26 protein-coding genes and 3 pseudogenes are annotated in these 25,482 nt (G+C 54.2%); 11 read left to right on the forward strand and 18 right to left on the reverse strand.

Annotated elements, in window-relative coordinates; translation table 11 throughout:
* Positions 1-4 precede the first annotated feature (4 nt).
* From surE to ADH66_RS14490, 4 genes are all read left to right on the forward strand, one after another.
* Positions 5-757: a 5'/3'-nucleotidase SurE gene (surE, locus tag ADH66_RS14475; protein WP_066539286.1), complete on the forward strand. Its 753-nt coding sequence runs from the start codon at positions 5-7 to the stop codon at positions 755-757.
* A complete protein-coding gene (nrdG, locus tag ADH66_RS14480; RefSeq protein WP_066539281.1) occupies positions 748-1,260 on the forward strand; it encodes an anaerobic ribonucleoside-triphosphate reductase activating protein in 513 nt (170 codons plus the stop codon). Before surE ends, nrdG begins: the two co-directional genes overlap by 10 nt.
* A 127-nt stretch (positions 1,261-1,387) precedes the next feature.
* The gene (locus ADH66_RS14485) at positions 1,388-3,163 is read left to right on the forward strand and encodes a phosphoenolpyruvate carboxykinase (GTP) (protein ID WP_066539279.1); all 1,776 of its coding nucleotides are present in this window, start codon (positions 1,388-1,390) and stop codon (positions 3,161-3,163) included.
* 153 nt (positions 3,164-3,316) lie between these two features.
* Positions 3,317-4,045 (forward strand): YoaK family protein, encoded by a 729-nt coding sequence (locus ADH66_RS14490; RefSeq protein WP_066539278.1) that lies wholly within the window; start codon positions 3,317-3,319, stop codon positions 4,043-4,045.
* A gap of 11 nt (positions 4,046-4,056) precedes the next feature.
* Here the strand turns inward: ADH66_RS14490 and ADH66_RS14495 are convergent, their stop codons facing one another.
* Complete coding sequence (locus ADH66_RS14495; RefSeq protein ID WP_066539275.1) at positions 4,057-4,239, reverse strand: hypothetical protein; 183 nt, start codon at positions 4,237-4,239, stop codon at positions 4,057-4,059.
* A 239-nt stretch (positions 4,240-4,478) separates the two neighbouring features.
* Between ADH66_RS14495 and ADH66_RS14500 the strand changes: the two genes are divergently transcribed.
* The gene (locus ADH66_RS14500; protein WP_066539273.1) at positions 4,479-5,927 is read left to right on the forward strand and encodes a recombinase family protein; all 1,449 of its coding nucleotides are present in this window, start codon (positions 4,479-4,481) and stop codon (positions 5,925-5,927) included.
* Between the two features lie 74 nt (positions 5,928-6,001).
* Here the strand turns inward: ADH66_RS14500 and ADH66_RS14505 are convergent, their stop codons facing one another.
* From ADH66_RS14505 to ADH66_RS14515, 3 genes are all read right to left on the reverse strand, one after another.
* A complete protein-coding gene (locus ADH66_RS14505; protein WP_088364454.1) occupies positions 6,002-7,732 on the reverse strand; it encodes a recombinase family protein in 1,731 nt (576 codons plus the stop codon).
* 300 nt (positions 7,733-8,032) lie between these two features.
* Positions 8,033-8,452 (reverse strand): type II toxin-antitoxin system PemK/MazF family toxin, encoded by a 420-nt coding sequence (locus tag ADH66_RS14510; protein ID WP_084384455.1) that lies wholly within the window; start codon positions 8,450-8,452, stop codon positions 8,033-8,035.
* 542 nt (positions 8,453-8,994) lie between these two features.
* Positions 8,995-9,465, reverse strand: coding sequence for an RNA polymerase sigma factor (locus ADH66_RS14515; protein WP_066539271.1), 471 nt, complete (start codon positions 9,463-9,465; stop codon positions 8,995-8,997).
* 320 nt (positions 9,466-9,785) lie between these two features.
* Here ADH66_RS14515 and ADH66_RS14520 point away from each other — a divergent pair, with 320 nt between their 5' ends.
* Positions 9,786-10,238, forward strand: a complete 453-nt coding sequence (locus tag ADH66_RS14520; protein ID WP_236757052.1) for a helix-turn-helix domain-containing protein — start codon at positions 9,786-9,788, stop codon at positions 10,236-10,238.
* A 54-nt stretch (positions 10,239-10,292) separates the two neighbouring features.
* Here ADH66_RS14520 and ADH66_RS22010 read toward each other — a convergent pair whose 3' ends face one another.
* Genes ADH66_RS22010 through ADH66_RS14535 form a run of 3 tightly spaced genes read right to left on the reverse strand, consistent with a single transcriptional unit; the run spans position 10,293 to position 11,910 of the window.
* Positions 10,293-10,349, reverse strand: a complete 57-nt coding sequence (locus tag ADH66_RS22010; protein ID WP_456236493.1) for a hypothetical protein — start codon at positions 10,347-10,349, stop codon at positions 10,293-10,295.
* A complete protein-coding gene (locus ADH66_RS14530; RefSeq protein ID WP_236757056.1) occupies positions 10,333-10,962 on the reverse strand; it encodes a radical SAM protein in 630 nt (209 codons plus the stop codon). The genes ADH66_RS22010 and ADH66_RS14530 overlap by 17 nt, the downstream gene beginning before the upstream one ends.
* Before the next feature lie 12 nt (positions 10,963-10,974).
* Complete coding sequence (locus tag ADH66_RS14535; protein ID WP_066539269.1) at positions 10,975-11,910, reverse strand: radical SAM protein; 936 nt, start codon at positions 11,908-11,910, stop codon at positions 10,975-10,977.
* Between the two features lie 128 nt (positions 11,911-12,038).
* On the opposite strand from ADH66_RS14535, the gene ADH66_RS14540 reads away from it, so the two are divergent.
* Positions 12,039-12,380 carry a winged helix-turn-helix transcriptional regulator gene (locus ADH66_RS14540; RefSeq protein ID WP_066539267.1) on the forward strand — a complete coding sequence of 114 codons (342 nt, stop codon included), beginning with the start codon at positions 12,039-12,041 and terminating at the stop codon, positions 12,378-12,380.
* A gap of 12 nt (positions 12,381-12,392) precedes the next feature.
* Here ADH66_RS14540 and ADH66_RS14545 read toward each other — a convergent pair whose 3' ends face one another.
* Positions 12,393-12,581, reverse strand: coding sequence for a cysteine-rich KTR domain-containing protein (locus ADH66_RS14545; protein WP_456236485.1), 189 nt, complete (start codon positions 12,579-12,581; stop codon positions 12,393-12,395).
* 14 nt (positions 12,582-12,595) lie between these two features.
* The gene (locus ADH66_RS14550; RefSeq protein WP_157130673.1) at positions 12,596-12,811 is read right to left on the reverse strand and encodes a hypothetical protein; all 216 of its coding nucleotides are present in this window, start codon (positions 12,809-12,811) and stop codon (positions 12,596-12,598) included.
* Positions 12,812-13,078: 267 nt separating this feature from the next.
* On the opposite strand from ADH66_RS14550, the pseudogene ADH66_RS14555 reads away from it, so the two are divergent.
* Together ADH66_RS14555 and ADH66_RS14560 are read left to right on the forward strand one after the other, a co-directional pair.
* Positions 13,079-13,270 (forward strand): annotated as a pseudogene (locus ADH66_RS14555) (DUF6061 family protein); the annotation flags it as partial.
* Between the two features lie 327 nt (positions 13,271-13,597).
* A pseudogene (locus tag ADH66_RS14560) lies at positions 13,598-14,817 on the forward strand (IS110 family RNA-guided transposase).
* 146 nt (positions 14,818-14,963) lie between these two features.
* Here the strand turns inward: ADH66_RS14560 and ADH66_RS14565 are convergent.
* The 3 genes from ADH66_RS14565 to ADH66_RS20460 are packed head-to-tail and all read right to left on the reverse strand — an operon-like array spanning position 14,964 to position 16,991.
* Positions 14,964-15,920, reverse strand: coding sequence for a TlpA disulfide reductase family protein (locus tag ADH66_RS14565; protein WP_066539264.1), 957 nt, complete (start codon positions 15,918-15,920; stop codon positions 14,964-14,966).
* 5 nt (positions 15,921-15,925) lie between these two features.
* The gene (locus ADH66_RS14570) at positions 15,926-16,819 is read right to left on the reverse strand and encodes a 4Fe-4S binding protein (protein WP_201448091.1); all 894 of its coding nucleotides are present in this window, start codon (positions 16,817-16,819) and stop codon (positions 15,926-15,928) included.
* 25 nt (positions 16,820-16,844) lie between these two features.
* On the reverse strand, positions 16,845-16,991 hold the full coding sequence (locus ADH66_RS20460; RefSeq protein WP_165643166.1) for a CD1871A family CXXC motif-containing protein: 147 nt from the start codon (positions 16,989-16,991) through the stop codon (positions 16,845-16,847).
* 147 nt (positions 16,992-17,138) lie between these two features.
* Between ADH66_RS20460 and ADH66_RS14575 the strand changes: the two genes are divergently transcribed.
* On the forward strand, positions 17,139-17,816 hold the full coding sequence (locus tag ADH66_RS14575; RefSeq protein WP_066539259.1) for a response regulator transcription factor: 678 nt from the start codon (positions 17,139-17,141) through the stop codon (positions 17,814-17,816).
* A complete protein-coding gene (locus ADH66_RS14580; protein WP_066539258.1) occupies positions 17,813-18,964 on the forward strand; it encodes a sensor histidine kinase in 1,152 nt (383 codons plus the stop codon). Before ADH66_RS14575 ends, ADH66_RS14580 begins: the two co-directional genes overlap by 4 nt.
* A 7-nt stretch (positions 18,965-18,971) precedes the next feature.
* Here the strand turns inward: ADH66_RS14580 and ADH66_RS14585 are convergent, their stop codons facing one another.
* The 6 genes and pseudogenes from ADH66_RS14585 to ADH66_RS14610 all read right to left on the reverse strand — a co-directional run bounded on the left by ADH66_RS14585 (position 18,972) and on the right by ADH66_RS14610 (position 25,462).
* A complete protein-coding gene (locus tag ADH66_RS14585; protein WP_066539256.1) occupies positions 18,972-19,247 on the reverse strand; it encodes a hypothetical protein in 276 nt (91 codons plus the stop codon).
* Between the two features lie 174 nt (positions 19,248-19,421).
* Positions 19,422-20,117, reverse strand: a pseudogene (locus ADH66_RS14590) (plasmid recombination protein); the annotation flags it as partial.
* Entirely contained in the window at positions 20,011-20,550 is a 540-nt protein-coding gene (locus ADH66_RS14595; protein WP_236757059.1) for an XRE family transcriptional regulator, read from the reverse strand. The pseudogene ADH66_RS14590 and the gene ADH66_RS14595, both read right to left, overlap by 107 nt.
* Before the next feature lie 107 nt (positions 20,551-20,657).
* Positions 20,658-22,322 carry a CHAP domain-containing protein gene (locus ADH66_RS14600; RefSeq protein ID WP_066539255.1) on the reverse strand — a complete coding sequence of 555 codons (1,665 nt, stop codon included), beginning with the start codon at positions 22,320-22,322 and terminating at the stop codon, positions 20,658-20,660.
* Complete coding sequence (srtB, locus tag ADH66_RS14605; protein WP_236757062.1) at positions 22,315-23,145, reverse strand: class B sortase; 831 nt, start codon at positions 23,143-23,145, stop codon at positions 22,315-22,317. Before srtB ends, ADH66_RS14600 begins: the two co-directional genes overlap by 8 nt.
* The gene (locus tag ADH66_RS14610) at positions 23,138-25,462 is read right to left on the reverse strand and encodes a VirB4-like conjugal transfer ATPase, CD1110 family (RefSeq protein ID WP_066541907.1); all 2,325 of its coding nucleotides are present in this window, start codon (positions 25,460-25,462) and stop codon (positions 23,138-23,140) included. The genes srtB and ADH66_RS14610 overlap by 8 nt, the downstream gene beginning before the upstream one ends.
* Positions 25,463-25,482 lie beyond the last annotated feature (20 nt).

Genomic DNA, 25,482 nt, shown 5'->3' on the forward strand with positions numbered 1-25,482 from the left:
CGCCATGAACCTCCTGCTGGTCAACGACGACGGCCTCCACTCCCCCGCCCTCTGGGCCCTGGCCCTGGGCCTGTCCCGGGAGCACGCCGTCACCGTAGTTGCGCCCGCCAATAACTGCAGCGCCATCGGTCACGGCGTGACCCTCCATTCGCCCCTTTTCGCCCATCGGGAGGATTTCCCCCACGGCGTGCCGGCCTGGGCGGTGTCAGGGACACCTGCGGACTGCACAAGGCTGGGGCTTATGAACTTCGCGCCGGGCCCTGTGGATCTGGTGATAGCCGGCCCAAACCGGGGCTGCAATCTCTCCCAGGACCTGCTGTACTCGGGCACGGTGGCCGCGGCCCTTGAAGCGGCCATGATGGGTGTAAAGGCTATCGCCCTGTCGGCCCCCATAGACGCGGACGACCACCGCACAGTGGAGACCTTCCTGTGCATCTTCGACCTGCTGGACCTGGAGCAGGATTTTACAGAGGTGCTGAATATCAATATACCGGCCCTGCCCCTGGCGTCTGTAAAGGGAATCTGCTGGACGCCCCTGGGTAATAACCGCTGGCGGGGAGCCTATGAGAAGCGCCCCAACCCGGAGCCCGGCTTTGAGGGACAGAGCCTCTACCACCCGCCGTCACACCCGCCGGAGCGCTGCCCTGGGTCCGACAACGACTATGACCGGCTATATGACGGCTACATAACCCTGACCCCTCTGGGGTACAGCCTGCAGCAGCCCATAGAGGGCCGGAGGGCGATACCATGGGAGTGAGCGCCGCCAAGCTTCAGGTGGCGGGCCTTGAGCCGGAATCCATAGTGGACGGCCCCGGCATACGCCTCGCCGTCTTTGTTCAGGGCTGCCCCCATAAATGCCCCGGCTGCCATAACCCCCAGACCCACCCCTTTAAGGGGGGCACGGAAATGGCGGTAGAGGATATCTTCGCCCGGTTTAAACGCAACCCTCTTTTAAAGGGCGTCACTTTAAGCGGCGGCGAGCCCTTCTGTCAAGCCGAAGCCCTTGCGGAGCTTGCCCGGCTCGTCCACAGTGCCCGTAAAGACGTTGTGGTTTACACCGGCTATACCTACGAGGAGCTGGCCGCTTCGGAGGATCCGGCCGTACAGGCCCTCCTGTCCGAAACGGACCTTCTGGTAGACGGCCCTTTCATAGAGGAGCAGAAGGATCTGGACCTGCACTTTCGCGGCAGCGGCAACCAAAGGCTCATCGACATGGAAAAGACCCGGGCCCGGGGCCAAGTGGCCCTTTGGGAGCAGTAAATGAACAGACTGCAAAATTTGGAAAAACCCCATTGATTATTTCTTTGTGCTGTGATAAAATATAAATCAGAAATGTGCTTCAATTTATCCTAACACAATTTCATTTGCGAAAGGAGTCAATACAATCATGACCAACAACAAGACCATCCTCAACTGGCTTGAGGAAATGAAGGAGCTGGTCACGCCCGACAATGTGGTGTGGATCGACGGCTCTGAGGAGCAGATCGAGGACCTGCGCCGTCAGGCCTGCGAAACAGGCGAGATGATCAAGCTTAACCAGGAGAAGCTCCCCGACTGCTACTACCACCGCACCGCCGTCAACGACGTGGCCCGGGTAGAGGGCCGCACCTTCATCTGCTCCAAGAAGGAGGAGGACGCGGGCCCGACAAACCACTGGATGGACCCCGAGAAGGCCTATAAGATGCTCTTTGACATTGCCCGTGGCAGCTATAAGGGCCGCACCATGTATGTTATCCCCTACTCCATGGGCCCCATCGGCTCCCCCCTCGCCAAGATAGGCGTTGAGGTCACCGACTCCATCTACGTGGTGCTGAATATGTCCATCATGACCCGCACCGGCCAGAAGGTCCTGGACGTGCTGGGCGACAGCACCGACTGGGTGAAGGGTCTGCACTGCAAGGTAGACATTGACGAGGAGAAGCGCTACATCTGCCACTTTCCCGAGGACAACTATATCATCAGCGTCAACTCCGGCTACGGCGGCAACGTGCTGCTGGGCAAGAAGTGCTTCGCCCTGCGTATAGCCTCCTATCAGGCCAAGAACGAGGGCTGGATGGCCGAGCATATGCTTATCCTGGGCATCGAGAATCCCCAGGGTGAGGTCAAGTATGTCTGCGCCGCCTTCCCCTCCGCCTGCGGCAAGACGAACCTCGCCATGATGATACCCCCCGAGGGCTACCGTGAGAAGGGCTATAAGGTCTGGACCGTTGGCGACGACATCAGCTGGATGCGCCAGGGCCCCGACGGCCGTCTCTACGCCATCAACCCTGAGAACGGCTTCTTCGGCGTGGCCCCCGGCACCAATATGAAAAGTAACCCCAACGCCCTTATTTCCACCCAGAAGGGCACCATCTTCACCAACGTGGGCCGCAATCTGGACGACAACACCGTCTGGTGGGAGAGCCTTGACAAGAACCCGCCTGTAAATGCCCAGGAGTGGAAGGGCGCCGATGTGAACGGCCCCGAGTTTATCGCCGAGGGCAACAAGCTGGCCCATCCCAACAGCCGCTTTACCGCCCCCGCCAAGAACTGCCCCTGCATCAGCCCTGAGTTCGACAAGGGCGAGGGCGTGCCGGTGTCCGCCATCATCTTCGGCGGCCGCCGCCCCGACACCGTGCCGCTGGTCTACCAGTCCCGCAGCTGGGACGCCGGTGTGTTCGTAGGCTCCGTTGTGGGCTCTGAGACCACCGCCGCCGCCGCGGGAGCCGTAGGCGTTGTGCGTCGTGACCCCATGGCCATGCTGCCCTTCTGCGGCTACCATATGGGCGACTACTTCCAGCACTGGATCGAGATGGGCGAGAAGCTGGGCGACAAGGCCCCGAAGATCTTCAACGTCAACTGGTTCCGTACCGACGCGGACGGCCACTTCATCTGGCCCGGCTTCGGCGACAACTTCCGCGTTGTCGAGTGGATCCTCAAGCGCTGCGAGGGCAAGGTGGACGCCGTGGAGACCCCCATCGGCTTTGTACCCAAGGCCGAGGACATCAACCTGGAGGGTCTGGAGGACTTCTCCATCGACACTCTGAAGGACATCCTGGTGGTGGACAAGGCCGCCTGGGCCAAGGAGGCCGAGGGCATCGAGGAGTTCTACAAGCAGTTCGGCGACAAGCTCCCGGCGGCTCTCAAGGAGCAGCTGGCCGCGCTGAAGGAAGCCTGCAAGTAAGCGGGGTGCCCCCGCTGGCAACTTGCGCAGCTTAGAGCACTGTGGGCGGCAGGTCTTATGCCCGCGTTTATAGGTTGTGCTTAGCTTAGTAATAAAAAAGGCAGCCGGCTTCACAGCCGGCTGCCTTTTTAAATCTGTTAAGGAGCTATTCTCATGAATACCAAGCAAATTTCTGAACCTAAGAAAGACTATCTGGTATGCGAACAGAAGCTGGTCTACACGCTGCTCATGGCCAGCGCCGGTATGATGGGAGCCTATACCTATGTCCTCCGGGGCGGCGTGTTCTGCAACGCACAGACCGCCAATGTGTTGGTCATGGCGATAAACTTCGGGAGGGGCGACTGGCTGGGCGGACTATACTTTCTGATACCCATTTCTGCTTATCTGCTGGGTGCGTTTGTATCGGAAATATTACCCTCGCCGGTGAAGAAGCTGGGATTTCTCCGTTGGGACACCTACCTTACTATTTTTGAGGCCGCGGTACTGTTTCTCCTGGGCTTCCTCCCGCTGTCCGTGCCCCATCAGGTGGTGCAGGTCCTTGTAAACTTCCTCGCATCCATGCAGTACAACACCTTTCGTCAGGCGGAGGGAATTCCCATGGCCACCACCTTTTGCACCAATCATATCCGGCAGGTCGGGGTGGGCCTTGCCAAGGCGATCCGAAAGAAGGACCGCACGGCGCTGCGCCGGGGAATAATCCACGCGGGTATGGTCTCGGCTTTCCTCCTGGGCGCCGCGCTGCTGACTTATCTCTGCCCAATCCTAGAGGAAAAGGCAATCTGGCTTGCACTGATTCCCATGGGTATTGTGCTTACAAAGCTCCTCCGTGCTGATTTGGGAACGGAGCACCATATGCTGGACCGCAAGCCCTCCGGGCACTAGGCTGTCTTCTGCTATCGGTAAAGGGGCACCGGCTCCATGGCGGCCTTGCGGCGCTCAAGCTCAGCCTCGGGAATAAGCAGCTTTGAACTCTTATCCACGATTTTCTTCAGCCTAGTGTCCCAAACAAGAGTGGTCTCCATAAATGTAATGCCGTCCTGAGTAACTCCGTAGCTGGTCCATTTCTCCAACGCCATTTGTCTTCGCTCCTTTCGGTGATAGTATATGCAGAGGGGGTTGTACAGGTTGCTGGAGGGACAAAGCCTATATTTTCAAACAAGCTATTGACAATAAATAGAATTTTCTGTATACAGCGCATAATCAGCATAACCCTCTGCTGCTCTTATTATATATAGTAACGCATTTTCAAGCGCGTTTAATTATAAGGGAGCGGCGGGCGCTTTTTTGCGTCCGTCTGCGGAAAGGACGGGTCGAAATGGAGAGCAGTCTGAAAATCTGCGCCGCCTATATCCGGGTCAGCACCCATGACCAGGAGGAGTACAGCCCCGACAGCCAGCTGAAGCTTATAAGGGATTACGCCGGGAGGAACGGCTATGCCCTGCCGGAGGAGTTTATCTTCCAGGACGACGGCATAAGCGGGCGCACCGCCGAGAAGCGCCCGGGCTTTATGCGGATGATAGCCGCCGCCAAGGAGAAACCCCGGCCCTTTGAGACTATCCTGGTCTGGAAGTTCAGCCGGTTCGCCAGGAACCAGGAGGAGAGCGTCGTGTACAAATCCCTTCTGAAAAAGGAAAACGGCATCGATGTGGTCAGCATATCGGAGCCCCTGATAGAGGGCCCCTTCGGCGGACTCATCGAGCGCATCATCGAGTGGTTCGACGCCTTCTACAGCGCGAACCTTGGCGCGGAGGTCCGCCGGGGCATGACGGAGCGGGCCAGCCGGGGCCTGCCGGTAAGCGCCGCCCCCCTGGGGTATACATACAAAGATAAGTCATTTGTGGTTATTCCCGAGGAGGCCGACACTGTACGGGTCATCTACCGCGACTTTCTAAGCGGCGTCCCCATTATAGCCATAGCCAAGAAGCTGAACAGCCAGGGCCTTCGTACAAAGCGGGGCGGCCCCTGGGAGAACCGCACGGTACGGTATATCCTGACAAATCCAGTCTATACCGGCAAGGTGCGCTGGTGCAGCGAGGGCGCCAACGATTACCACCGCTCCACCCTTCTGGAGGGTACAAGGATCGTGGAGGGCGAGCATGAGGCCATAATATCCCAGGAGGAATTTGACCGGGCCCAGCGGCGAATGGAGGACTATCTCAAGCGCTATAGGGGCACGGCCCGTAAGACCCAGCGCCAGGAGGTCTCCCATATGCTCCAGGGCCTGGTGAAATGCAGCGCCTGCGGCGGCACCCTCAGCTTCACTGGCACAGGCATGAACTGCGTGCGGTATGTCCACGGCAAGTGCAAAATGTCCCACTATATCACGGTGAAAAAGCTTGAGGAGCTTGCTCTCGGCTCTATTGAGGACCAGATGAGCGGTTTAAAGTTAAACATTATCCCCCGCCAGCGCACTGACCTGGAGGCAGAGCGCCAGCGCCTGGAGCAGCTGTTACGGCGCGAGGAGGCAGTCCTTGGCCGTTATAAAGAGGCCTACGCCGCCGGTGTGGACAGCCTGGAGGAGTACCGCGAGCATAAAGCCGCCAGCAGTAAGCGCACCCAGGAGGTGCTGAAAGCTCTGGAGAAGCTCAAGCGGCCGGCCGGTGCCGGCCCAGCTGCTTTCTCGGAAAAGCATAGAGAGGTATCCAGGGCGCTGAAGGAGGGGGAACTGACTGGCCAGGAGAAGAATCTGCTGCTGCGCGGGTTTGTGGACCATATGGTTTTTTATAAGGCCATGAAGAAGGTGGAGGTGGTATATTATGTGTAGGGTGCAGAATACCCGGAAAATTTTTCTATCACGTCTTGACATATGGCGGGCCACACGGTGAAATAGGCGCGTCCCTAAGGTATCTTAGCCAGAGGTACGCCATGCCCTACCCGGAACTTAGCGCTATACTGACGGATATAGGTAGTGAAGCCCCTGAAATGCGGCGTTTTGCGAAGTAAGGCATTTTCAGGGGCAAATGCTTTTTTTGCTACTGTCGCAACCGTAAAGCTCCATTTCATTGGGAGCAGGTTCAGATAAACGTCTATGTTATCCCGGTCATGTACCACCATCTTATCCAGGATATGTGTGTAAAACTCGTCCTCGGCCTCCACGCCGTTTATGATTTCCTGAATAGCTTTCGTAATTTCTGCAATCAGCTCCTGCTGCTGGCGTACCATCTCCTGCTGTTTTTCAATGCTGTCGATCACCGATTGTAGCCCGTCAATTTCACTGTCGCACTTTGCCCGCGCGGCGGTAAATTCCTCTTTCGTCACATCCCCGGACATATAGAGGTCAATGAGCTTGGTGCGCCTATCCTCGATGGCTTTTATCTGCGTTTCCAGTTTTTCCATGCCCGTGCCGGTGGTGTCCATGGCGATGATGGACTTGATAACGGAGAGCAGATTATCCGTGATTTTCTGCCGGTTCAGCTTTAACTCCCTGGTGACAAGGCACATGATATGAACTGCGTCCTCGTTGCGGATGCTCGGCCCGGAGCAGCCCACCTGATTGCCCGCCTTGTCAACATGAGGACTGCCGTGGGTGGCGGCCTCATAGCAGCGCCACGCCTTGTAGCGGCTCCCGTCCTTGCGGGTCTTGTACCGGGCCACATAGCTGGCCCCGCAGCACCCGCACTTGATTTTCCCGGAGAAAGGGTAGCGGTTGCTGTGCTTGGCCTTGCCCTCCTGGGAGAGTGAGCGCTCGTCTAAAATGCGGTTGGCCTCGTCGAACAGCTCCCGGGAGATGATGGGTTCGTGGTGGTCTTTGATGATGACAAATTCCTCTTGTCCTTGGTTGTACTTCTTTTCGTGGGATAGGAAGTCTGGCGTAAAGGTTTTCTTCTGTACTAAGTCGCCGCAGTATTTTTCGTTGCGCAGCAGCCGGAGTATGACGGTGTTCTGCCACTCCTTCACCCGCATGGGCCGGACGCCTTCCTCCCGAAGCTCACGGGCAATCACATGGGTGCCCTTGCCTTCGTTGACAAACTTGTGGAAGATAAGCCGCACGACCTTAGCGCCTTCCTCGTTGACGGTCATTTTGCCGTCCTTCACATCGTAGCCCAGCATACTGCGCCCGAACACAACGCCCTGCTCCATCTGGCGCTTCTGTCCCCATTTCACACGCTCGGAGGTCTTGCGGCTTTCCTCCTGTGCGATGGAGGACATAATGGCAAGGCGTAACTCCGCGTCGCCGTCCAGGGTGTTAATGTTGTCATTCAGAAAGATAACGCCGACACCGTGCTTTTTGAGGTCGCGGGTGTAGAATATGCTGTCCAGCGTGTTACGGGCGAAGCGGGAGATTTCCTTGGTGATGATCAGGTCGAAATCGCCGTTTTTGGCGCAGGCGATCATGCGGTTAAACTCTTTGCGCTTCTTGGTGTTCGTGCCTGAGATACCCTCGTCCGCGAAAACCTCATAAAGTTCCCAGTCAGGATTCCGCTCGATATACTGGCGAAAATATCGCTGCTGGCTCTCAAATGAGTTTGCCTGATCCTCGTTGTCCGTGGAGACGCGGCAGTAAGCGGCTACGCGCTTTTTCTTGTCCACCAGCTTATATTCCTGGTTCATGAGTTCATACCGGTTCATGGCTTTACTCCTTTCCCAGCGGGCATTGCCGCCGTTATTCCCATTGTAAATTGAGCGCCGCACTATGTCAAATGTGCGAAAGAAATCTATGTAAAAACGCCAAGCTATGCTCGGCGCTGGTTTTTTTGGCTTTGTATATTCCTCTTTTCAAGCTCAACTATGCAGCGCTGCCGCTGGGATAAAGTCAGCAGTCCCCGCCGCTCCAAGGAAAGAAGCACGGCCTTTTGGACATTCAGCAGAAACGCAGCGTGTTCCTGCTCTGTCAGCTCCGGAACTGGCGCGCCGGCATATACAAACTCTCTATGTTTCAGCAGCGGACACCTCCCCCGCTTCCACTATATGAGCTGCCGGTTGTCCAATAGTACGGGGACAGCGAAGATTGATACTGACCGCCAGAGCACGGTTCATACCGTCGATGTGTTGCGGTTGTAGGTGGCCGATGTACTTTCCTAAACGGTGCTTGTCTATGGTACGAAGCTGTTCCATCAAAATAACAGAGGGCAGCTCCAGACCGTCCTCGCCATCTATAAAGTAGTGAGTAGGCAGGCGGGGCTTCACTCCCACTTTGCTGGTAATAGCAGCGATAATGACCGTAGGGCTGAACCGGTTGCCGACGTTGTTCTGGATAATCACCACCGGGCGGTAGCCCTCTTGCTCTGAGCCTACACCTTTGCCAAGATTGGCATAGTACATATCGCCGCGCGAGTATGTTCTTTGCATGAAAAACGACCTCCTTTGCGATTATAGGCGGCGCAAAGCCACCTATGTAAAGCCAAGCAGCAGAAGCCCTACTGCTTGGCTGAATTTCTATTCTATAACCCATCAAACGGCTGGCAGCATACCAGCTCCACGGGAATCACACCCCCGCGAGGTTCTCTCGCGACCGCCCCCATTGCCTGCGACGGCTTCACGACCGAAAATCGCTAATCACGCTCGGGCTGTGGCTGGACGGGAGTATCATTGTCCCCATTACCGGTCATCGCCCCACCGGGAGCCGCCAGATGGTTATAGCTTGGCTGTAATCGCTCCCTGGCGGTGAAACAACAGAAGTCAGAAAAGTAGTGTCCCTTCGTTGCTTTTCACCGGCAGATCATGGCGCAGCCGCTATGGTGGCTTTTGCTCGTCACAAAGGTAATGGGAAAGTATTTGACGGATGGGTATTCGGTTGTCAAAGGTCGGCCCATCCGCCAAAAACAGGAAGTGGGCAGAGAGTTTTCGGTTCTCTCTGCCCACTTCCTCACTTAAAAGGGAAATTTAGCCCCTCAAGCCAATATTTTTTTGATTTTTTTCAAAGCTGAATCAATGGAGCGTTTGACTGGCATAATTGTACATCCCTCTAGTCGGGATATCTGTTCGTAGGTCAGCCCCTGGAAATAGTACAGTGTCAGCCTGCGCCGTTGCGTTTCAGGCAATTCACTGATGGCCTTATGTAACTGCTCATACTCCAGGTTCTGCAAAACAGTATCCTCTACAGATTCCGGGTAGTGGACAGCGCGACGATTTATGGCCTGCTCTGTCTGCTCCAGGTGTTCAATATGCCTGTCCCACTCATTGAGGGCGGCAAGGTCGTCAAGCTCAAACTGGTCTAGCGCACCATACAAGTCAGCAGTGATTTCCAGCTCATGCCAAGCCCCTTGCCCATCGGAAAACGCCAGATAATACCTGCCGTCCCTTTTGCAAATCGTGTAGGGGTTATATTTGTCTTTCCTTCTTTTCGGATAGTTTTTATCCAAGGTCTGTTCCTCCAATCAATCTGAAATTTTGAAAGTTCAGATTGACCGGGGGGCCACGGCAGCGGAAAACGCCGCTGGAAATAAAAATGCACCTGCATAGCGGCGCAGGCCGCTGTACAAGTGCATTTACTTCATAAATTATATGGACTGACAGTTCAGAATCAAGGAGCAAAAGCCCCTGGGCCGGCCGATAGATTTTTTTGGCTGGCCACCTCCATACCAGCGCATAGAAAGCCCTCCAATCCCAAAAGCCTGGGTTTGGAGGGCTCTGCATAGCACATCGCCCCGCCAAAACCAAGTTTTTTTATTTGGCGGGGTCAGTGCAGATATTCAATTCGGAAATCAGAGAACAATTAGTTCATGATAATTTGAACCTGTATGCCATTATCAAACCTCCCAAAATCTCTATAATGGTTGTAGGAGGTGAACCTATAGTGCAGAATGAAGCTGAAATATTCGGAGCGGTACTGAAAGCTGCTCGTCAGGAGGCTGGGCTTACGGTAGAAGCCTTGGCAGAACGGATCGGAGTTAGTGAGAGGTACATATACCGGCTTGAGAACAATGGCAGTACGCCGGGGTATGCCCTACTTTACAAGCTGATCCGGGAGTTGGCAATATCGCCGGACTTGCTTTTCTACCCGGAGAAATCTACGCAGGATTCCGAGGTGGACGCCTTGATCCGCAAGCTGGCGACCTGCGACGAGCGTGCGATTAGGGTAGCCAAAGCGACTATCCAATCTTTGATTGACACCGCACCCAGGCAAGAACCCTAAGAAGCAAAAGAGCCGACGACTTGTGATTACTCACAAACTCATCGGCTCTGCGTCTTATGCGTCTGGTTCTTTGATGACTACTATCTTCGAATCTTTAGCTTGTATAAGAATTTCCTGCTTGCATTTGGGGCAATAAAGAGGATGGATTAAGCTGACTGAACACTTTTGCGGAATTGATAGCATTGCGCTGCCCATTTCCTTTCCCTGCCAGTCCGGTCATATAGACAAAGTAGTATTCGATACCAGCCTCATCCAGCTTGTGGCATTGCTCTAAAATTTCAGCGGACGTATAGCCCTTGTTTGCCAGCCGGAGCGTTTCATCGTCACCGCTTTCTGTGCCAATACTCAGCCCGTTGATACCCATGGCCCGGAGCTTCTTTAGCTGCCAAACCTCTTTGTCCCGAATGTCCCGAATACTGGCAAACATGGCAATGGACTGGCATTTGATGAGATATTCCCGGACGGTCAAGGCGCGCAGTTTAAGGTTATCGTAACTCATGGCAAAAGGGTTCGCGCCAGTAAGAAACACCCGCCGGGCATTGGGCTGATAGCTCTTGATTTCCGCTAAATCCTCCTCAAATTCATCCATGGGGGACATTCGGAATTTCTCGTCTTTGTAGAGGCTGCAAAAGGTACATTTGTTGTGGGTGCAGCCGGAAGTCGCCTGCAAAATAGCAGACTGCGATTCATACGGCGGACGCCATGTTCTTCCAGTGAAATGCATATAAATTCCCCCTTACAGATGACGGAGGTTCCTGCGGTAATCCCGCAATTTTTCCTCGCCCACCGTGTCAATGATTTTTTTGATTGCCGTAATCAGCGCGCCCCTATCCTCCGGCAAGAAGCCGTGAAGCTGGAACGCATTAGTGACTCCCAGCGCGGCAAACTGCGTGGGAATATCAAGGCTTTCGATCAAAGTGCGGATTTCCCGGTACTTCTCCACTTCGCTTTCCTCCTGCCAGTTGCCCTGCTGGATTTCTTGATATAGCTCGGAATCCGGGTAAATTGTCAGCATATTTGCTCCAATTAACTGAGGGTGCAGCTGATTACAGACAGCGGCGGTAGCCTTCGCGCCTATCTCACCCCGGCCCGCACCAGAAATGCTCACCAGATAGAAGAAATTGTAACGGATACCCGCCCTGTCCAGCCGGGTACACTGCTCCACAATATCAGCAGCGGCGTAACCCTTGTTCATAAAGCGCAGGGCCTCGTCGTCACCGGTTTCAATACCGATGGTCAGGCTGTCATACCCGCCTTGGGCCAGCGCGGTAAGGTCACTGTCGGACTTTAACGTGATGTCCGTCACCCGCGCAAAACAGCCTATGGTCTGCACCGTGGGCACATATTTGCGGACAAGTTCAGCGATAGCCAGCAGGCGCTTGGCTTTAAGCACAAAGGGATTTGCCCCGGTGAGGAAGGCCCGCTGGAACCCCTTTTGTTCTGGAATGCCCTGTAGACGAGCGGTCAGCTTGGCGATGGGATCTGTACGCCAAAGCTGCGCCTCCTGCAAGTCGCACTCGATGTCCTCCATGGGCGACATTCTGAATTTGAACGGCAGGTCATTGTAGAGGGTACAGAATTTGCACTTATGGTGTGTGCAGCCCGCCGTGACTTCCAGCAGCAGCGAGGACGCTTCATAGGGCGGACGCCAGATAGTTCCGGTGAATTTCATGGTGAAAACCGCCTTCGTTTGCACCCATTATAACCCGATACGGGATTAATTCAAGTACGGTACTTTTTTGTAGTACCTTGATTCATACGGCGCTATGGGGTATAATGTTGGCAAAGAGGTGTTGCCCTATGAGAAAAACCGAGCAAGCGGTTGAGCGCTGCAAAACCATGTCCACGCTGCAAAAAATCCTGGGCGGTAAGTGGAAACTGGAGATCCTCTACTACATCGCCTTTCACGACATCCGGCGGTTTGGCGCGCTGCGGCGGCAGTTGGGGGAGATTACGGAATCCTCGCTGACAAAGCAGCTGCGGGAGTTGGAGGCGGATGGGTTCCTTATTCGGCATGATTTTCATGAGGTGCCGCCGCGGGTGGAATACACATTGACGGAGCTGGGCAAGAGTTTTATGGATGTGATCGATTACATGAAAAATTGGGGATATAATAACCTGCCGAGTGGTGGGGAGGAATAGTCCACTCTTTTTTCATTTTTCCTTTTGAATGACAACCTTTAGTCCATTGGCCTTAATAATGCTTTCATTCTTGCACTTTGGACAAAAAAGCGGAAAATTTACCAGAACTGAATCTTTCCGCAACTTTACCCGCGTTTTATTGCCGCAGACAGGGCAATGTATCCATTGAGTTTCTGCCATCATAAAAAGACCTTCTTTCATTTGCTTATGATGTGTTATTCCCTGGGCGTAATCACGATACCATCGGCATTATCCGGGTCTTTCAGTGTATAGGTAAATCCACCATCCGATTGAACATCCGAACTGTCCTCCCCACCCGGTTCCAATGCGGAATCATCAATTTCAACGGATTTTGCCCCGTCGTTATCGTCATTGCCGCTGTCGTTGTTATTGCAGGCAGACAGCAAAATCAGGCAGGACAGTGTGCTCATAAAGATAATCAAGTCTTGGGCTTTGATTTAGGGTTATAAAATGCACTCTCGATACGCATTTTGTCCAAATAATCCACGTATTTCGGGCTGTACATAGGTTTCTTACGAATTTTGTAGCCGTTTTGTAGCCAGCTATTTTATACGTACTAACCGTTCGCAACGACTTATTTTGAATGATTTGCAGCGGGTTTCGGTATGATTCCTGCCAATAATCACCCGGAAATTGACCGCCTGATTCACCTCAAAAATCATCTTGGAGGTATGACCATGAGCAAACTTATATCCTATCAATTCAACATAGACACAGCCTGCGTAGAATTGGTTTTTGACGATAGAAGCCAGATTTCCATTGACTTCACCGCCGTTGAAAACGAAGTTGCCGATAACCGCTTCCAGCGGTCAGAGCTGGATTATCTGATCTACAACGACCCGCTTGCTTATGCCGATCTGATTCTGAACAGCAAGCTGAACGTCCTGTTTGAACAAACCGACATACATGGTGTATCCCTCCTGTTACAATATATTTGTCCCCAAAAGGTGGCAGCCAGCCACAGTGTCGGGACATCTCGTTGCCAAAGCTGTTAGAATGGAAGGGCAATGGCCTGGCGTATCCTTCCAAGAGCAAAGCGCTCGAAAGAAAGTTCGCCAGCCATCCTCCCATTCGCAGCGTTCGATTTGTGCAGGTAGAGTGCCTACACGGTTCACTCGCGTCAGCAAACAGATGGAATCGGTGATGAGAAAAGGATGGATTGCCGTTGTAATCAATGTATCAGGGAGGATTCCGAAATGTACGCTGTGGGAGTGGATGTTTCTTGCGGGTGGAGCACCGTAGCGGTGCTCCGGTCGAAGACGGATATTGTGATCCGTCCATTCAATGTGGCACACAACAGCCAGGGATTTACCAGTCTCCTGGAAAAATTGAGCGTCCTGGACGGTGAAGTTAAGGTTGTCATGGAGCACACCGGCAATTATTATGAGTCCATCGCCAATGTGCTGTATAGGAGCGGCCTGTGGGTCTCGGCAGTCAACCCGCTGCTGATTCGGGAATATGGCGGCAATTCTCTGCGTAACGTCAAGACGGATAAAGCAGACGCAAAGAAAATTGCCCGGTATGCCCTTGACAACTGGGAAGAATTGCGGCAATATACACCTATGGATACAATTCGCTATCAACTCAAGACCCTGAACCGCCAGTTCCAGCTGGCCAGCAAGAACCGCACTGCCTGTTCCAACAACCTGATTGCCCTGCTGGAGCAGTCATACCCGGGGGTGCGGTCTTTATTTAACAGCCCAGTACGGCTTGATGGCAGCCAGAAATGGGTGGATTTTGCCAACACTTTCTGGCACGTGGACTATGTTGCCAAGCTCAGTCTGAACGCTTTCACAGAGCGTTACCGAAAATGGTGCAAGCGCCATGGCTATAATTTCAGCGTGACAAAAGCCGCCGAAATCCACGAGAATGCCAGGACGCTGTTCCCGCTGGTTCCCAAATCGGATACCACCAAACTGCTGGTAAAAGAGGCCATAACGCAGCTCAACACGATTTCTCACACAGCCGAGGCCTTCCGCGCTGAAATGAACCGTTTGGCGGCCCAGCTGCCGGAATACGAAACCGTCATGAAAATGACGGGCGTCGGCCCTTCTGCCAGCTCATGGCGGAGATCGGCGACCTCCGGCGCTTTGCACACCAGAAGTCCCTGGTGGCCTTTGCCGGCACTGACCCTGGCAGAAATGACTCAGGTTCCAGGGAATCCAACAAGGGCAGGACCAGCAAACGCGGCTCGCCTCATCTGCGCAAAACTCTGTTTGTCATCATGTCCATCCTGCTCCAGCTAAAACCCGAGGACGATCCTGTTTACCAATTCCTGGATAAGAAACGTGGCGAGAACAAGCCTTTCTACGTTTACATGACTGCTGGCGGCACCAAGTTCCTGCGTATTAACTACGGCAGAGTCCGGGATTGCCTCAAAGAGAAGGGCCTCTGGGACGAGCCTTTGATGGACTGACGCAAATAATCTTTGCCTTCTGGTTGCTGCTTTTCGGTGGCGGCCTGTTTGCTGTACTCATTTTTTGCTTTCACTTTCTCCCATCTTTTTTGCTTTGGGGGCTTGATTTTTTATTTGCAGGCTTTCTGAGAAGATAAATTCGTTTGTCAGCCCATATCGGCGGCAAGAGCCTGGTCGATGAGCTTTTGCAGCGTCTCCGCCTGCTTCTTTTCCGTGATGGCGCCTACGATGGGGTCACCCACGATATTGCCGTTGCGGTCAACCACATAGGTGGTGGGGTAGGCAAAAATGTTTGTAGTGAACTTTCCCGCCTCGCCGTCGGAAGCGAAATACACATTCTGGTAGGTCACGCCCTTCTTGGCCAGTACATCTTTTGCTTCGGAAATTGCCGCTTCATCGCCATCCAATGTGAAGGTGTTGACACCGATGAGTGCGCCGCCCTTCTTCGCAAGCTCCTTGTTCAGTGCGTCCAGCTCGGAAAGCTCGCCCACGCAGGGATTGCAGGTGGTGAACCAGAAATTCACCACGGTGACGGCGTTGGCGGAGAACAGCTCGTCGCTCTTCACCGTGTTGCCATCCAGGTCCTTGCCCTCAAAGGCGGGGAATTTCTGCATGCTGCCGTCATCAGGCGGCGTGGTCATGTCGCTGCCTGCGGGCACGCTCATAGCGCCATCCGTAGATTGCTGTGCCGCCTCGGGGTACTTTTTCTCTATCATGGTCAGCTTGTTTTCAATCTCACGGATCTTCTCCGCCGCCTCCTTGAGCAGCTTCAGCTCATCCTCCGTAAACTGATCTTTGGAACCTTCGATGGTGTCCAACAAGAACTCACCATAGTTTTTGCCGTCCTCCTGCATGGTCATGCCCTTGTCGGCCGCCATGAAAACCTTTTCCCAAAGCGCTGTGTCCTCCGAGAGAATGGCATTTTCCTGCGCCATCAGCTCCTTGTACATGGCAACCGCTTCCTCGGCATTCTTCGGTTCGCTGCTCATTCCGTCCACTTTGTCTCCGCCCTTTGTGCCGCAGGCTGCCAGAGAGAGCACCATCAGTGCAGTAAGCAGCAGCGCCAGAATTCTGCCGGCAGTATTCGTCCTATTTATCTTCATTCGTTTTATTCCTCCCTGTTATTGTTGTTTGTCTGTAGCGTTTCCGCTGCTTTTGCCTTATCTTTACCGTCTCCGAAGCCGTAGCGGAAGCACACGGCTTTCGTCGGACAGGCGCGGATGCACATTCCGCAGCGGATGCACTCGGTATGGTTGGGCGTTTTCGTCACATCCACATCCATCTTGCAGGCTCTGGCGCATTTCCCGCAGGAGACGCACTTATTCTTATCCACCTTCATCTGGAAGAGGGACACCCGGTTGAACAGCGCGTAGAACGCGCCAAGCGGGCAGAGCCACTTGCAGAACGGTCGGTAGAACAGTACGCTCAGCGCAATCACCGACAGCAGGATGCTGAATTTCCATGTAAACAGCTTGCCCAGCGCCGCCCGGATGCCGGAATTGGCAAGGGACAGCGGGATGGCTCCCTCCAGCACGCCTTGGGGGCAGAGGTATTTGCAGAAGAACGGGTCTCCCATGCCAATATCGTTCACAAGGAACGCCGGTAGCAGGAAAACCATCACCAGCAGGACAGCGTATTTCAGGTATGTCAGCGGCTTCAGCCTTTTTGTGGAAAGCTTCTTAGTGGGGATTTTGTGCAGCAGCTCCTGAAACCAGCCGAAGGGGCATAGAAAGCCGCAGATAAAGCGCCCCAGCAGCACGCCCAGCAGAATGAGGAAGCCTGTGATATAGTAGGAGAAGCTGAACTTGGAAGACCCCACCACCGCTTGAAACGCCCCGATGGGGCAGGCCCCGGACGCCGCCGGACAGGAGTAGCAGTTCAGCCCCGGCACGCAGACGGTCTTCCCCGTCCCCTGATACAGTCCGCCCTTGAGAAAGTTCGGCAGATGCAGGTTGGTCAGCAGCGTCGCCCCCGCCTGAATCCAGCCCCGGAAGCGGGACATGGTCTGTGAAACGCCTGAAAACTTTTTACCCAATGCCCACACACTCCAGACATAATTTGATTGCTTTGCTCAGCACTGTCGCCGCCTCGCCCCGCCAGACACCAAAGCACAGCATGGCGGCTCCGGCCATCAGCAGCACGATCTGCGCCGCGGCCTTTTTCCCGCAGCTCATTTTTCATCACCCTTTCCGATTTTCTGCCCCCATCATAGCGCGGGAGAGTTAAAGTCTCTGTTAAAAACGAAAACTTAACGCAAACCTTATCTGTTTTTGCTATAATGAAAGCAACACAAAAACGAAGAAATAAAAAGGAGGGCTCTCATGCACCTTTTAGTAATTGAAGATGAACGCGCCCTGTGCGAGACCATCGTTCGCAGCCTGCGGCGGCTGGCCTACAGCGTGGACTACTGCTATGACGGCGAAAAGGCGCTGGCGCTTCTGGGCGTAGAACGATACGATCTGGTGCTTCTTGATCTGAATCTGCCGAAAAAGGACGGCATGGCGGTGCTGCGCACCCTGCGGCAGACCGACCGGGAGACGCGGGTGCTGATCCTCTCCGCCCGCAGCGAAGTGGAGGACAAGGTGCAGGGGCTGGATGCCGGGGCGAACGACTATCTGGCGAAGCCCTTCCACTTGGCGGAGCTGGAGGCCCGCATCCGCAGCCTGACATTGCGGCAGTTCATCCAGCAGGATGTGCTGCTAAGCTGCGGAGGCCTGACCTTTGACACCCGCTCCCGTACCGCCACCGTCAACGGGCAGACGCTGACGCTCACCCGGAAGGAAACGGGAATCCTGGAATACCTGATGGTGCATCAAGGAAGGCCAGTAAGTCAGGAGGAGCTGATGGATCACGTTTGGGACAATAGCGTGGACAGCTTCAGCAATTCCATTCGCGTCCACATCTCCGCCCTGCGCAAAAAGCTCCGCGCCGTGCTGGGCTATGACCCCATCCGCAACCGCATCGGCGAGGGCTATCTGATGGGAGGCGAGGAGGAATGAAGCGGCTTTCCCTGCAGTGGCGCATCACGCTGATGTCCGTCCTGCTCATCGGCATCACCTGCGTGGCCATGAATTTGCTGCTGTGCTCCTCCGGTGTGTACTATATGGACACCATTGCGGACAGTTTACAAGGCGGCGGCACGGTGATCCTGAATGATGGCGGAGCGGCGAGCTTTGACCCGCAGCTCATAGCGCCCAACGAGGAGTTGACCATCGTCATCGATGGGGTGCAGGGGCACTTCCGCACCACCAACTGGTACATCACGGCGGCGGTAACGCTGCTCAGCGGCATCCTCGCCTATTTCGTCAGCGGACGCGCTCTCAAGCCCCTGCGCAGCTTTACCTCGCAGGTGGAGCAGGTGCAGCTGAACAATCTTGCCGATATGAGGATCGATGAAGATGCTATTTCGGAGTTCCGGCAGCTGAGCCGCTCGTTCAACCAGATGCTGGAGCGGCTGAACAACGCCTTTTCCGCCCAGCGGCAGTTCACCGGCAACGCCGCCCACGAGCTGCGCACGCCACTGGCACTAATGCAGGCGCAGTTGGAGCTGTTTTCCGCGGAGCATCCTGATGTGCGACCGGAGACGGCGGAGTTCCTCACGCTTTTGCGTGAGCAGACGGAACGGCTGATACAGATGACCAGGACACTGCTGGAAATGAGCAATCTGCGGCAGGTGGCGCGGAACGAGCGGATCCAGCTCGCTCCCATGATCGAGGAGATCTTCACAGATCTTGCGCCGCTCTCAGATAAGCTCGGCGTCACGCTGACGGCGGAGGGCGACGGCATTATGACCGGCAGCGATGCACTGATCTACCGGCTGATCTTCAACCTGACGGAGAATGCTGTCAAGTACAACCGGCCGGGCGGCTCGGTACGGGTTTCTGTCACTCAGGAGTTGGAAAAGCTCCTGCTCCGCGTCTCCGACACCGGCTGCGGCATCCCGGAGGTGTATCAGCGCAGTATCTTCCAGCCCTTCTTCCGGGTGGACAAGTCTCGCAGCCGGGAATACGGTGGCGCAGGACTGGGGCTCTCACTGGTATGGGAGATCGCCGACCTCCACGGCGGCTCCGTTTGGGTAGAGAAAAGTTCGGAGAAGGGCACTACCATTGCGGTGGGGTTGCCAACGCAACAATCAACGAAGCCCTAAAACCCTTTTATTCGTTTTTCGCCGCTTCGCTTGCCGCCCTGCGGCGTTCCTCTCTGTATGGGGCGGTCAGCCGGAAAGAGAAGCGTCCCTTTTCAATCTCAAATTCCTTGCAGCCCGTGTCCGGGTCTACGTCCGTCAGCTTGCAGACGGCAGGGTGTTTGCGGCTGTATGCGGTCAGCCTGTTTTTGAGGTCGGTGTTGTGGGTGCGGATGAAGATGGTGGGGCCTTTCTCGTCAAAATAGATTTCGGTGGTCTTTTCCTGCTTGGTAGGTCCTGTTCTCATAGGCTTATCCTTTCTGCGGCTCTGTCACGCAATAGGGGTGTTTTTCGGGGATTTTCTTAGGCTCTTGACTTGGGAAAAATGGCGATTTTCAAACAGGAGCGCGCCGGACGATGTCTGCCCTGTCCGACGCGCTCCCCTTCGATAAAATGCGTTTTTTCCGGCTCTACACAGGAATCAGCGAGCTTCGTCCCTCGTGACCGCTTTTTCTCTGAGCGGATGGAAGAATCGCCACAGATTATTACGCTGAATTACATCCTCATAGCTGCGGACTTTCCCGCGTAGCTCCGTATTTTCACGCTCCAATTCTGCCGCACGGAGCTTGCTGTGGACAGATTTATAATCAGAAATTTCCTGTTTCAAACTGTCAATCTCAGCCTTGAGCTTTGCAATCAGTTTGTTTGCCGCATCCACCGCCTTTTTCAGTTTGGATTCCTTTTTCTCTGCTGTAACATACTTCTTTGCCAGAGTGGAAAGTCGGTCAAAGTCCTCACGCTCCACGGCAACTTTGGATGAGAAGGGAATGGACGTTGCCACGATTTTTTCGATAGACCGCACATCGACCCGCTGATTCTGGATTTTTTCAATTTTGCTCCCAAGCGTTGCTGCCTGTTTTTCCTGCTGACGGTTCTGCTCTGTGAATTCTGCCAGCCGCGCCTGTTCCTGCTGCACCTTGAACTGCGTCACCGTCAGATGTTCCTCGGAGCTGCCGCGTTCGCCTCGCTCCACATCGTCATACCCTGCCTTTCGCATGGCAGCGAAGAAATCATTTTGCAGAACGGAATAGGATTTTTGGAGCACAGTTTTCCCGTTTGCGTTCAGCAGCGGTTTCCCATGCTCGTCCAGCGCGGGCTTGGAACCCCACTTTTTGCTCAAGCCGAAGTGTCCCGCGCAGGACAAAGATGTGTTCCTCCACACCGTCATTATGCTTCTCTGAGGAATGTCTGCACCCTGGATCAAACTCAATATAAAAGGTTTCCACACTCCGCACCGGGTCGTAGGTGAACAGCGGATATGCCCGCATTTTACCGCTGTCGCCTAGAATTACCGTAGACGGCTCCGGGCCGACAACCGTATATTCTGCCTGCGGTGCCTCCAGAAAGTAGGACAGCGGCGCTTTCAGCCCGGTGGCAATTTTCCAGAGGGTCGTCACTGTGGGTACGGACTGTCCTCGCTCGATTTGGCCCAGCATGGGCTTACTCACATTGGTCAGGGCTGAAGCTTCATCCAGGGAGAGGGCGCGGGTGGTGCGGAGAGTTTTCAGCTTTTCTCCGATTTTTAGGTTTGTGGGTTCTATGGTTACCACCGCCTTGTATGTTTTTATGCTTTACAAATCAATTATAACATACAAGGGGCAGGGATTCAACTGCAAAAAAGCAAGTATGTAGCAGCCGCCTCATGGCGGCTGTCTGGCTAGTAGGCTGGCGTCCCAAATCCGAGAATCTCATAATACCCTATGGTGTATCGGTTCTCCTGGCACATATCGCCGGAATTACCCTCAACAGTGTATACGACACCGTTCTCGACTTTCTCCACGATCCCCACATGGTCGGAATCACCGTCCTGTCCATTTTCATCGTTCCAGTCAAAGAAGATGATATCCCCAGGCCGAGGTTCATGGTTTCTGTCCTGCCACAAGCCCCTATCCTTGAACCACTGGACACCGGTGCCACACCCGGCAAACTTGGGAATAACACCGGCGTCGATATACCCGCACTCATTAGCACACCAACTGACAAAGCAGGCGCACCACTCCACGCGGGAGCCGAAGCCGTACCACGACCAGTACGGTTGACCACCCACATTGCCAAGCTGGGAGAGCGCTACCGTAACAATTTCGCCATCGCCGGTGCCGATACCATAAAGCACAGCGCTCCACATACTGCGGTTGCCCTCTGCCAACAATTCGGCAAGCTGCTTGCGCTGGTCAGCATTGAAACGGAAATAATCTGCCATTTCATCGGCGGTCTTGTGGCTGATGTGGATATAGAGCGTTGTCCTGTTAGTGGTAGTCGTGGTCTGAACAATATGGCCGTTCCCATCGTCCGTTTCAGTCACCACCGTATCTGTGGACGTTTCCACGCGGGACGATATCTCGTTCATCTGCCAAAAGATATCCTTTAGGAGCTCCTTCTTGGAATCATCCATGGAGGCTACCTCCTGGGCATTGTCCGGGTCGGTGGTGGTCTTGACCGCATACACGGCAAGCACCTCCGGCCACACAGCGCGGGAGCCGGACATCTCCAGCACATCATGCCGGGTGCTGGATTTGATTGTGTCCAACCGGGCTTCATAGTCCTGATTGATTTCCTGCACCGCTGTCCGCATAGTCTGCCCGGTGCCGGTGTCCTCGCCGGAGAAAAATATCCCGAAGCAGGAACCGACCAGCAGGCCGATCAAGCAAATGACGATGATCGCCACAACAGCCACCCAGCCACCAGCAATCAGGGCGCTAATTAAAGCCTTTGTTGCGGCGATTATGGCCTTGACTGCCGAAACAGTAGCCCTGACTGCCGCTTTTAGCGCGGTGACAGTAGCTTTCGCAGCAACGCGAGCGGCCTGTGCCGCCCGGTGGGATGCTCTTGCCGCAGTCTGGGCGGTGCGCTGAGCAGCTTTTGCAGCCTGTTGGCTGGTTTTGATGGTGGTCTTGGCAGTTTTCTCTGCTGTTTTTACTGACCGTCGCGCCGACTTAGCGGCTTTCCTGCTATGGCCTACGGTCTTGACAGTTCCTTTTGAGGAGCGGTAGGAGCGGACGTTTATTTCCTTTTTCAGCGGGTCAGTTATACGCTCACGATGAAAATGTGATTTTGCTTTGGAGATATCCTCCTTGGCAGAGCTAACCGCCTTTTGTCCTTGCCGATGAAGCTGGTGGTATGTTTCATGCAGCACAGTTCCTGTACCCTCTGAAACACGGTCGGCTGCGTACTCGCTTGGTGAATCCTCCGCAGAACAAACGCTATTTTCAGCCTTGCGTTTTGTGCGGATATAAGCGTCCTTCATGCGCTGGGCGGCGGTGGCGGACTTGTCAATGGCCTTGACCTTGCCTTTCACCACGTTCCGCGTCTTGATGTCAGGCATCGCCGCCCACCTCCGGGGCCGATTCGGTTTTCTTTGCTACAATTACCATCCGGCCATTATCGCGGCTATATTCGCAGGTGGAGAGCGTAATCAGCTTGTCACCGTATTCGGCGGTAACGCCAGTGTCGTATAAAGCAAGCTCTTTGCACTTGGCTATAAAATCGTCAAAATCTTCGGGCTTATCAGCCTTGACAAAGAGGAAATACGGGAAACCCTCGTTGGAATAAGCCACCGTCTTGAAAACTGCGACAACCTCATACTTGCCGAAACCGTCCATGGTGTCAAACTGAATCGTCTTATGCTCCCGGTAAAAATCTTCGCTCTCATACTTGCACAGGTCAGCGAACATGGAGCCGTCGTCCATGTGGTGTCCGTAAATAATAGTGTTATCAGAAACGCCCAACTCGCAATTTTCCTGCACATAGGGAACGCCGTAGTTGCTATACTCTTTATCAAAGTTGTGTTTCAAATAAAAATTCGGGTTGTCAGTGGACTGCATGACCGGGTAATTGATGTTCGTGTCCTCAATGCGGAGCCAGCCCACAAAATCATTATTCTTCTCATGGATAGCCGCATATTTTTCGGCGGCAGTGATTTCCGGCGCGGGCTCGTCAGCAGAAGGCTTATCCTCTGGTCGAGAAGCCTCACCGTCCAGCTGAATATCCAGTTTGGGTTTATCTACCACAAGTTTCGCCAAAGTTTCAAACGCCTGCGCACTCTGCTGACTGTCCTTTATTTCGCGGCAAAGCATAACGCCCGAGAAAAGCAAAAGAGCGGCAAAAAGCGCCGCCCCTGCAATCATAATTTTCTGCTTTTCACTCACGACTTTCACCTCCAAAAACGCCTTCACCGGGCTTCGTGGTCATAAGCTGATATAGCTTTGTATCTTTCGGAAAACGGTTGACAAACGGCACCAGCGCCGAGCCGTACTTGATAAGCCCGCACCCGGCATCGGCGTTGGTGATATAGCTCATCTGCTCGCCGAAAATATTCAGCAGCCGTGCCAGCTTTTCCCGGTCGCTTGCAGCCCGATTCAGCATGACAATAAACTCCGAGTTAGAAAGCATGGTGCTGGCCTGCACAGAATCCAGCAGATATTCCACGTTTTGCGTGATGGCTGTGGGATATGCGTTGCGCTTGCGGAATTGCCGCCATGCGGAGTTAAAGAAAGCGCCGCTATACTCGTTCTCGAATACAACGTGAAATTCATCTATAAAAACATGAGTGCGCTTGCCTTTCTTCCAGTTCAGCGTAACGCGGTTGAGAATGGTATCAGTAATGACCAGCAGGCCCGTGGGCTTGAGCTGCGTCCCCAGGTCGTGGATATCAAAGACCAACACCCGCTTGTCCAAGTCTACGGTGCTTGCGTGGCCGAACACATCCAAGGAACCTGTGGTGAACAGTTCCAAAGACAGTGCGATCTCCTTGGCTTTTTCCTCCGGCTGTTTGAGCAGCATTTCCCGCAAAGTGCAGAGAGTGGGAACCGTGCCGTTACGCGCGGCCTCCTGATACACAGCGGCGGTGCAGCGGTCAATAATGGACTTGTGCTGCGGGCCAACGCCATTCTTGTCTATCTGTTCAATCAACGACATGATAAACTGTGATTTCTCCACAATGGGGTTGTTCTCGCCGTAACCGTCCACCATATACATGGCATTGAGCCGGTCTTTGCCTCCTGCCGCCACACGGATTACGCTCCCGGTTTCCGGCCCCATGGCCTGCACCAGCGGGGCAAATTCGCCTTCGGGGTCGCAAATGAGAATGTCATCTTCGGTATTCAGAATGAGGAAAGTGATATGTTCCTTTGCGGAGAAAGACTTACCAGAACCGGGTACGCCCAGCAGAAACGCCGACTGGTTCAGCAGATTTTCCTTGTTGCACATGATAAGATTGTGTGAAATCGCATTTTCCCCAAAATAAATGCCGCCTTTGTCCTGAATCTCCTGCACCTTAAAGGGCATGAAAACCGCAAGGCTCTCGGTGGTCAAAGTGCGGAAGGCGTTGATTTTTCTTGTCCCAATGGGCAGCACCGTATTCAGCCCATCAAGCTGCTGGAATTTCAGTGCCGCGAGTTGGCACATATGCTTGCGGGCTACGGCAAGGACAGCTTCGGTATCGCTGTCGAGCTGCTCCTTGGTGTCGGCGGTCAGCACCATGGTAATCACTGCGAACATCATACGCTGGTCGCGGGTAGTCAGGTCGTCCAGGAATTCCTTGGCTTCCTTGCGCTGGAGTTCCATGTCATAAGGTACAACGGCGGAAAAGTTGTTGTTGGCGTTCTGCCTGCGCTGCCAGTTGGTGATGTTGGTTTCCACACCCAGCAGACGGTTCTCCACCTCGCGCACGGCTTCATCAGTGGGAATGGGCAGAACGTCAATGGACAGCATCATGTTGCGGTTAAAATCGGTCAGTTCCGTCACCATGATATCCTTGATATAACTGGCGTAATCTTTCAGAAAAATAACCCGGCAAAACTTCTCGCCGAGTTTCAAGTGATCGCTGTTCTTTTCGATAGAATCCGGGCAGATATAATCGCGGTAGTCGTGGCCTTTCTTCATCATGTCATGCGCGTCAAAGTGGAAAGCCGCTTCTTCCCCGGCGCGGTAGAAGTCGTGGAGAACGCGCAGCCGCTCTGTGGCATTCATCTCCACGCACTTGGAGCCGAGGGCCGCAAAGTGGGAAATCAGGTCAGCGCCTACGCGGGAAAAGTAGGTGCGGGCCTCCTCGATATCCTTTTTGGCAACGGTAATAATGATATATTTCTCCTGCATGATACCGTTTGCGCCGGTGGCCTTGTCCAGCAGCATTTGATTGTACTCCTTGCGGTAAACGTCCCGCTCGTCGCCGCGCATGGGCATAAGAATGGACTGCTCAAAATTGGCCTTGTTCAGCCTGCGGTTATTGATGGTGAGCTTGGCAGTTGCACCAGAATCCAGGCTGTTCAGCAGCTCAGAATAGGATAGGAACATGGATTCCTTGTCCTCCCGGCTGGCCACCTGATAGTTGATGTCCGTAAACTGGTATGCCTTGGAAAACTTGCTGCCCACCATGAAAATACCGTCGCTCCAAATGCGGCGGATGGGAATGAAATCCTGCACCTTGCGGGGGACGCTATAACGCTCCTTGTCCTGCTTTAACATGGATTGAATGATCTTAATGC

Origin of the sequence: Acutalibacter muris, assembly GCF_002201475.1 — a bacterium.
GTDB lineage: Bacteria > Bacillota > Clostridia > Oscillospirales > Acutalibacteraceae > Acutalibacter > Acutalibacter muris.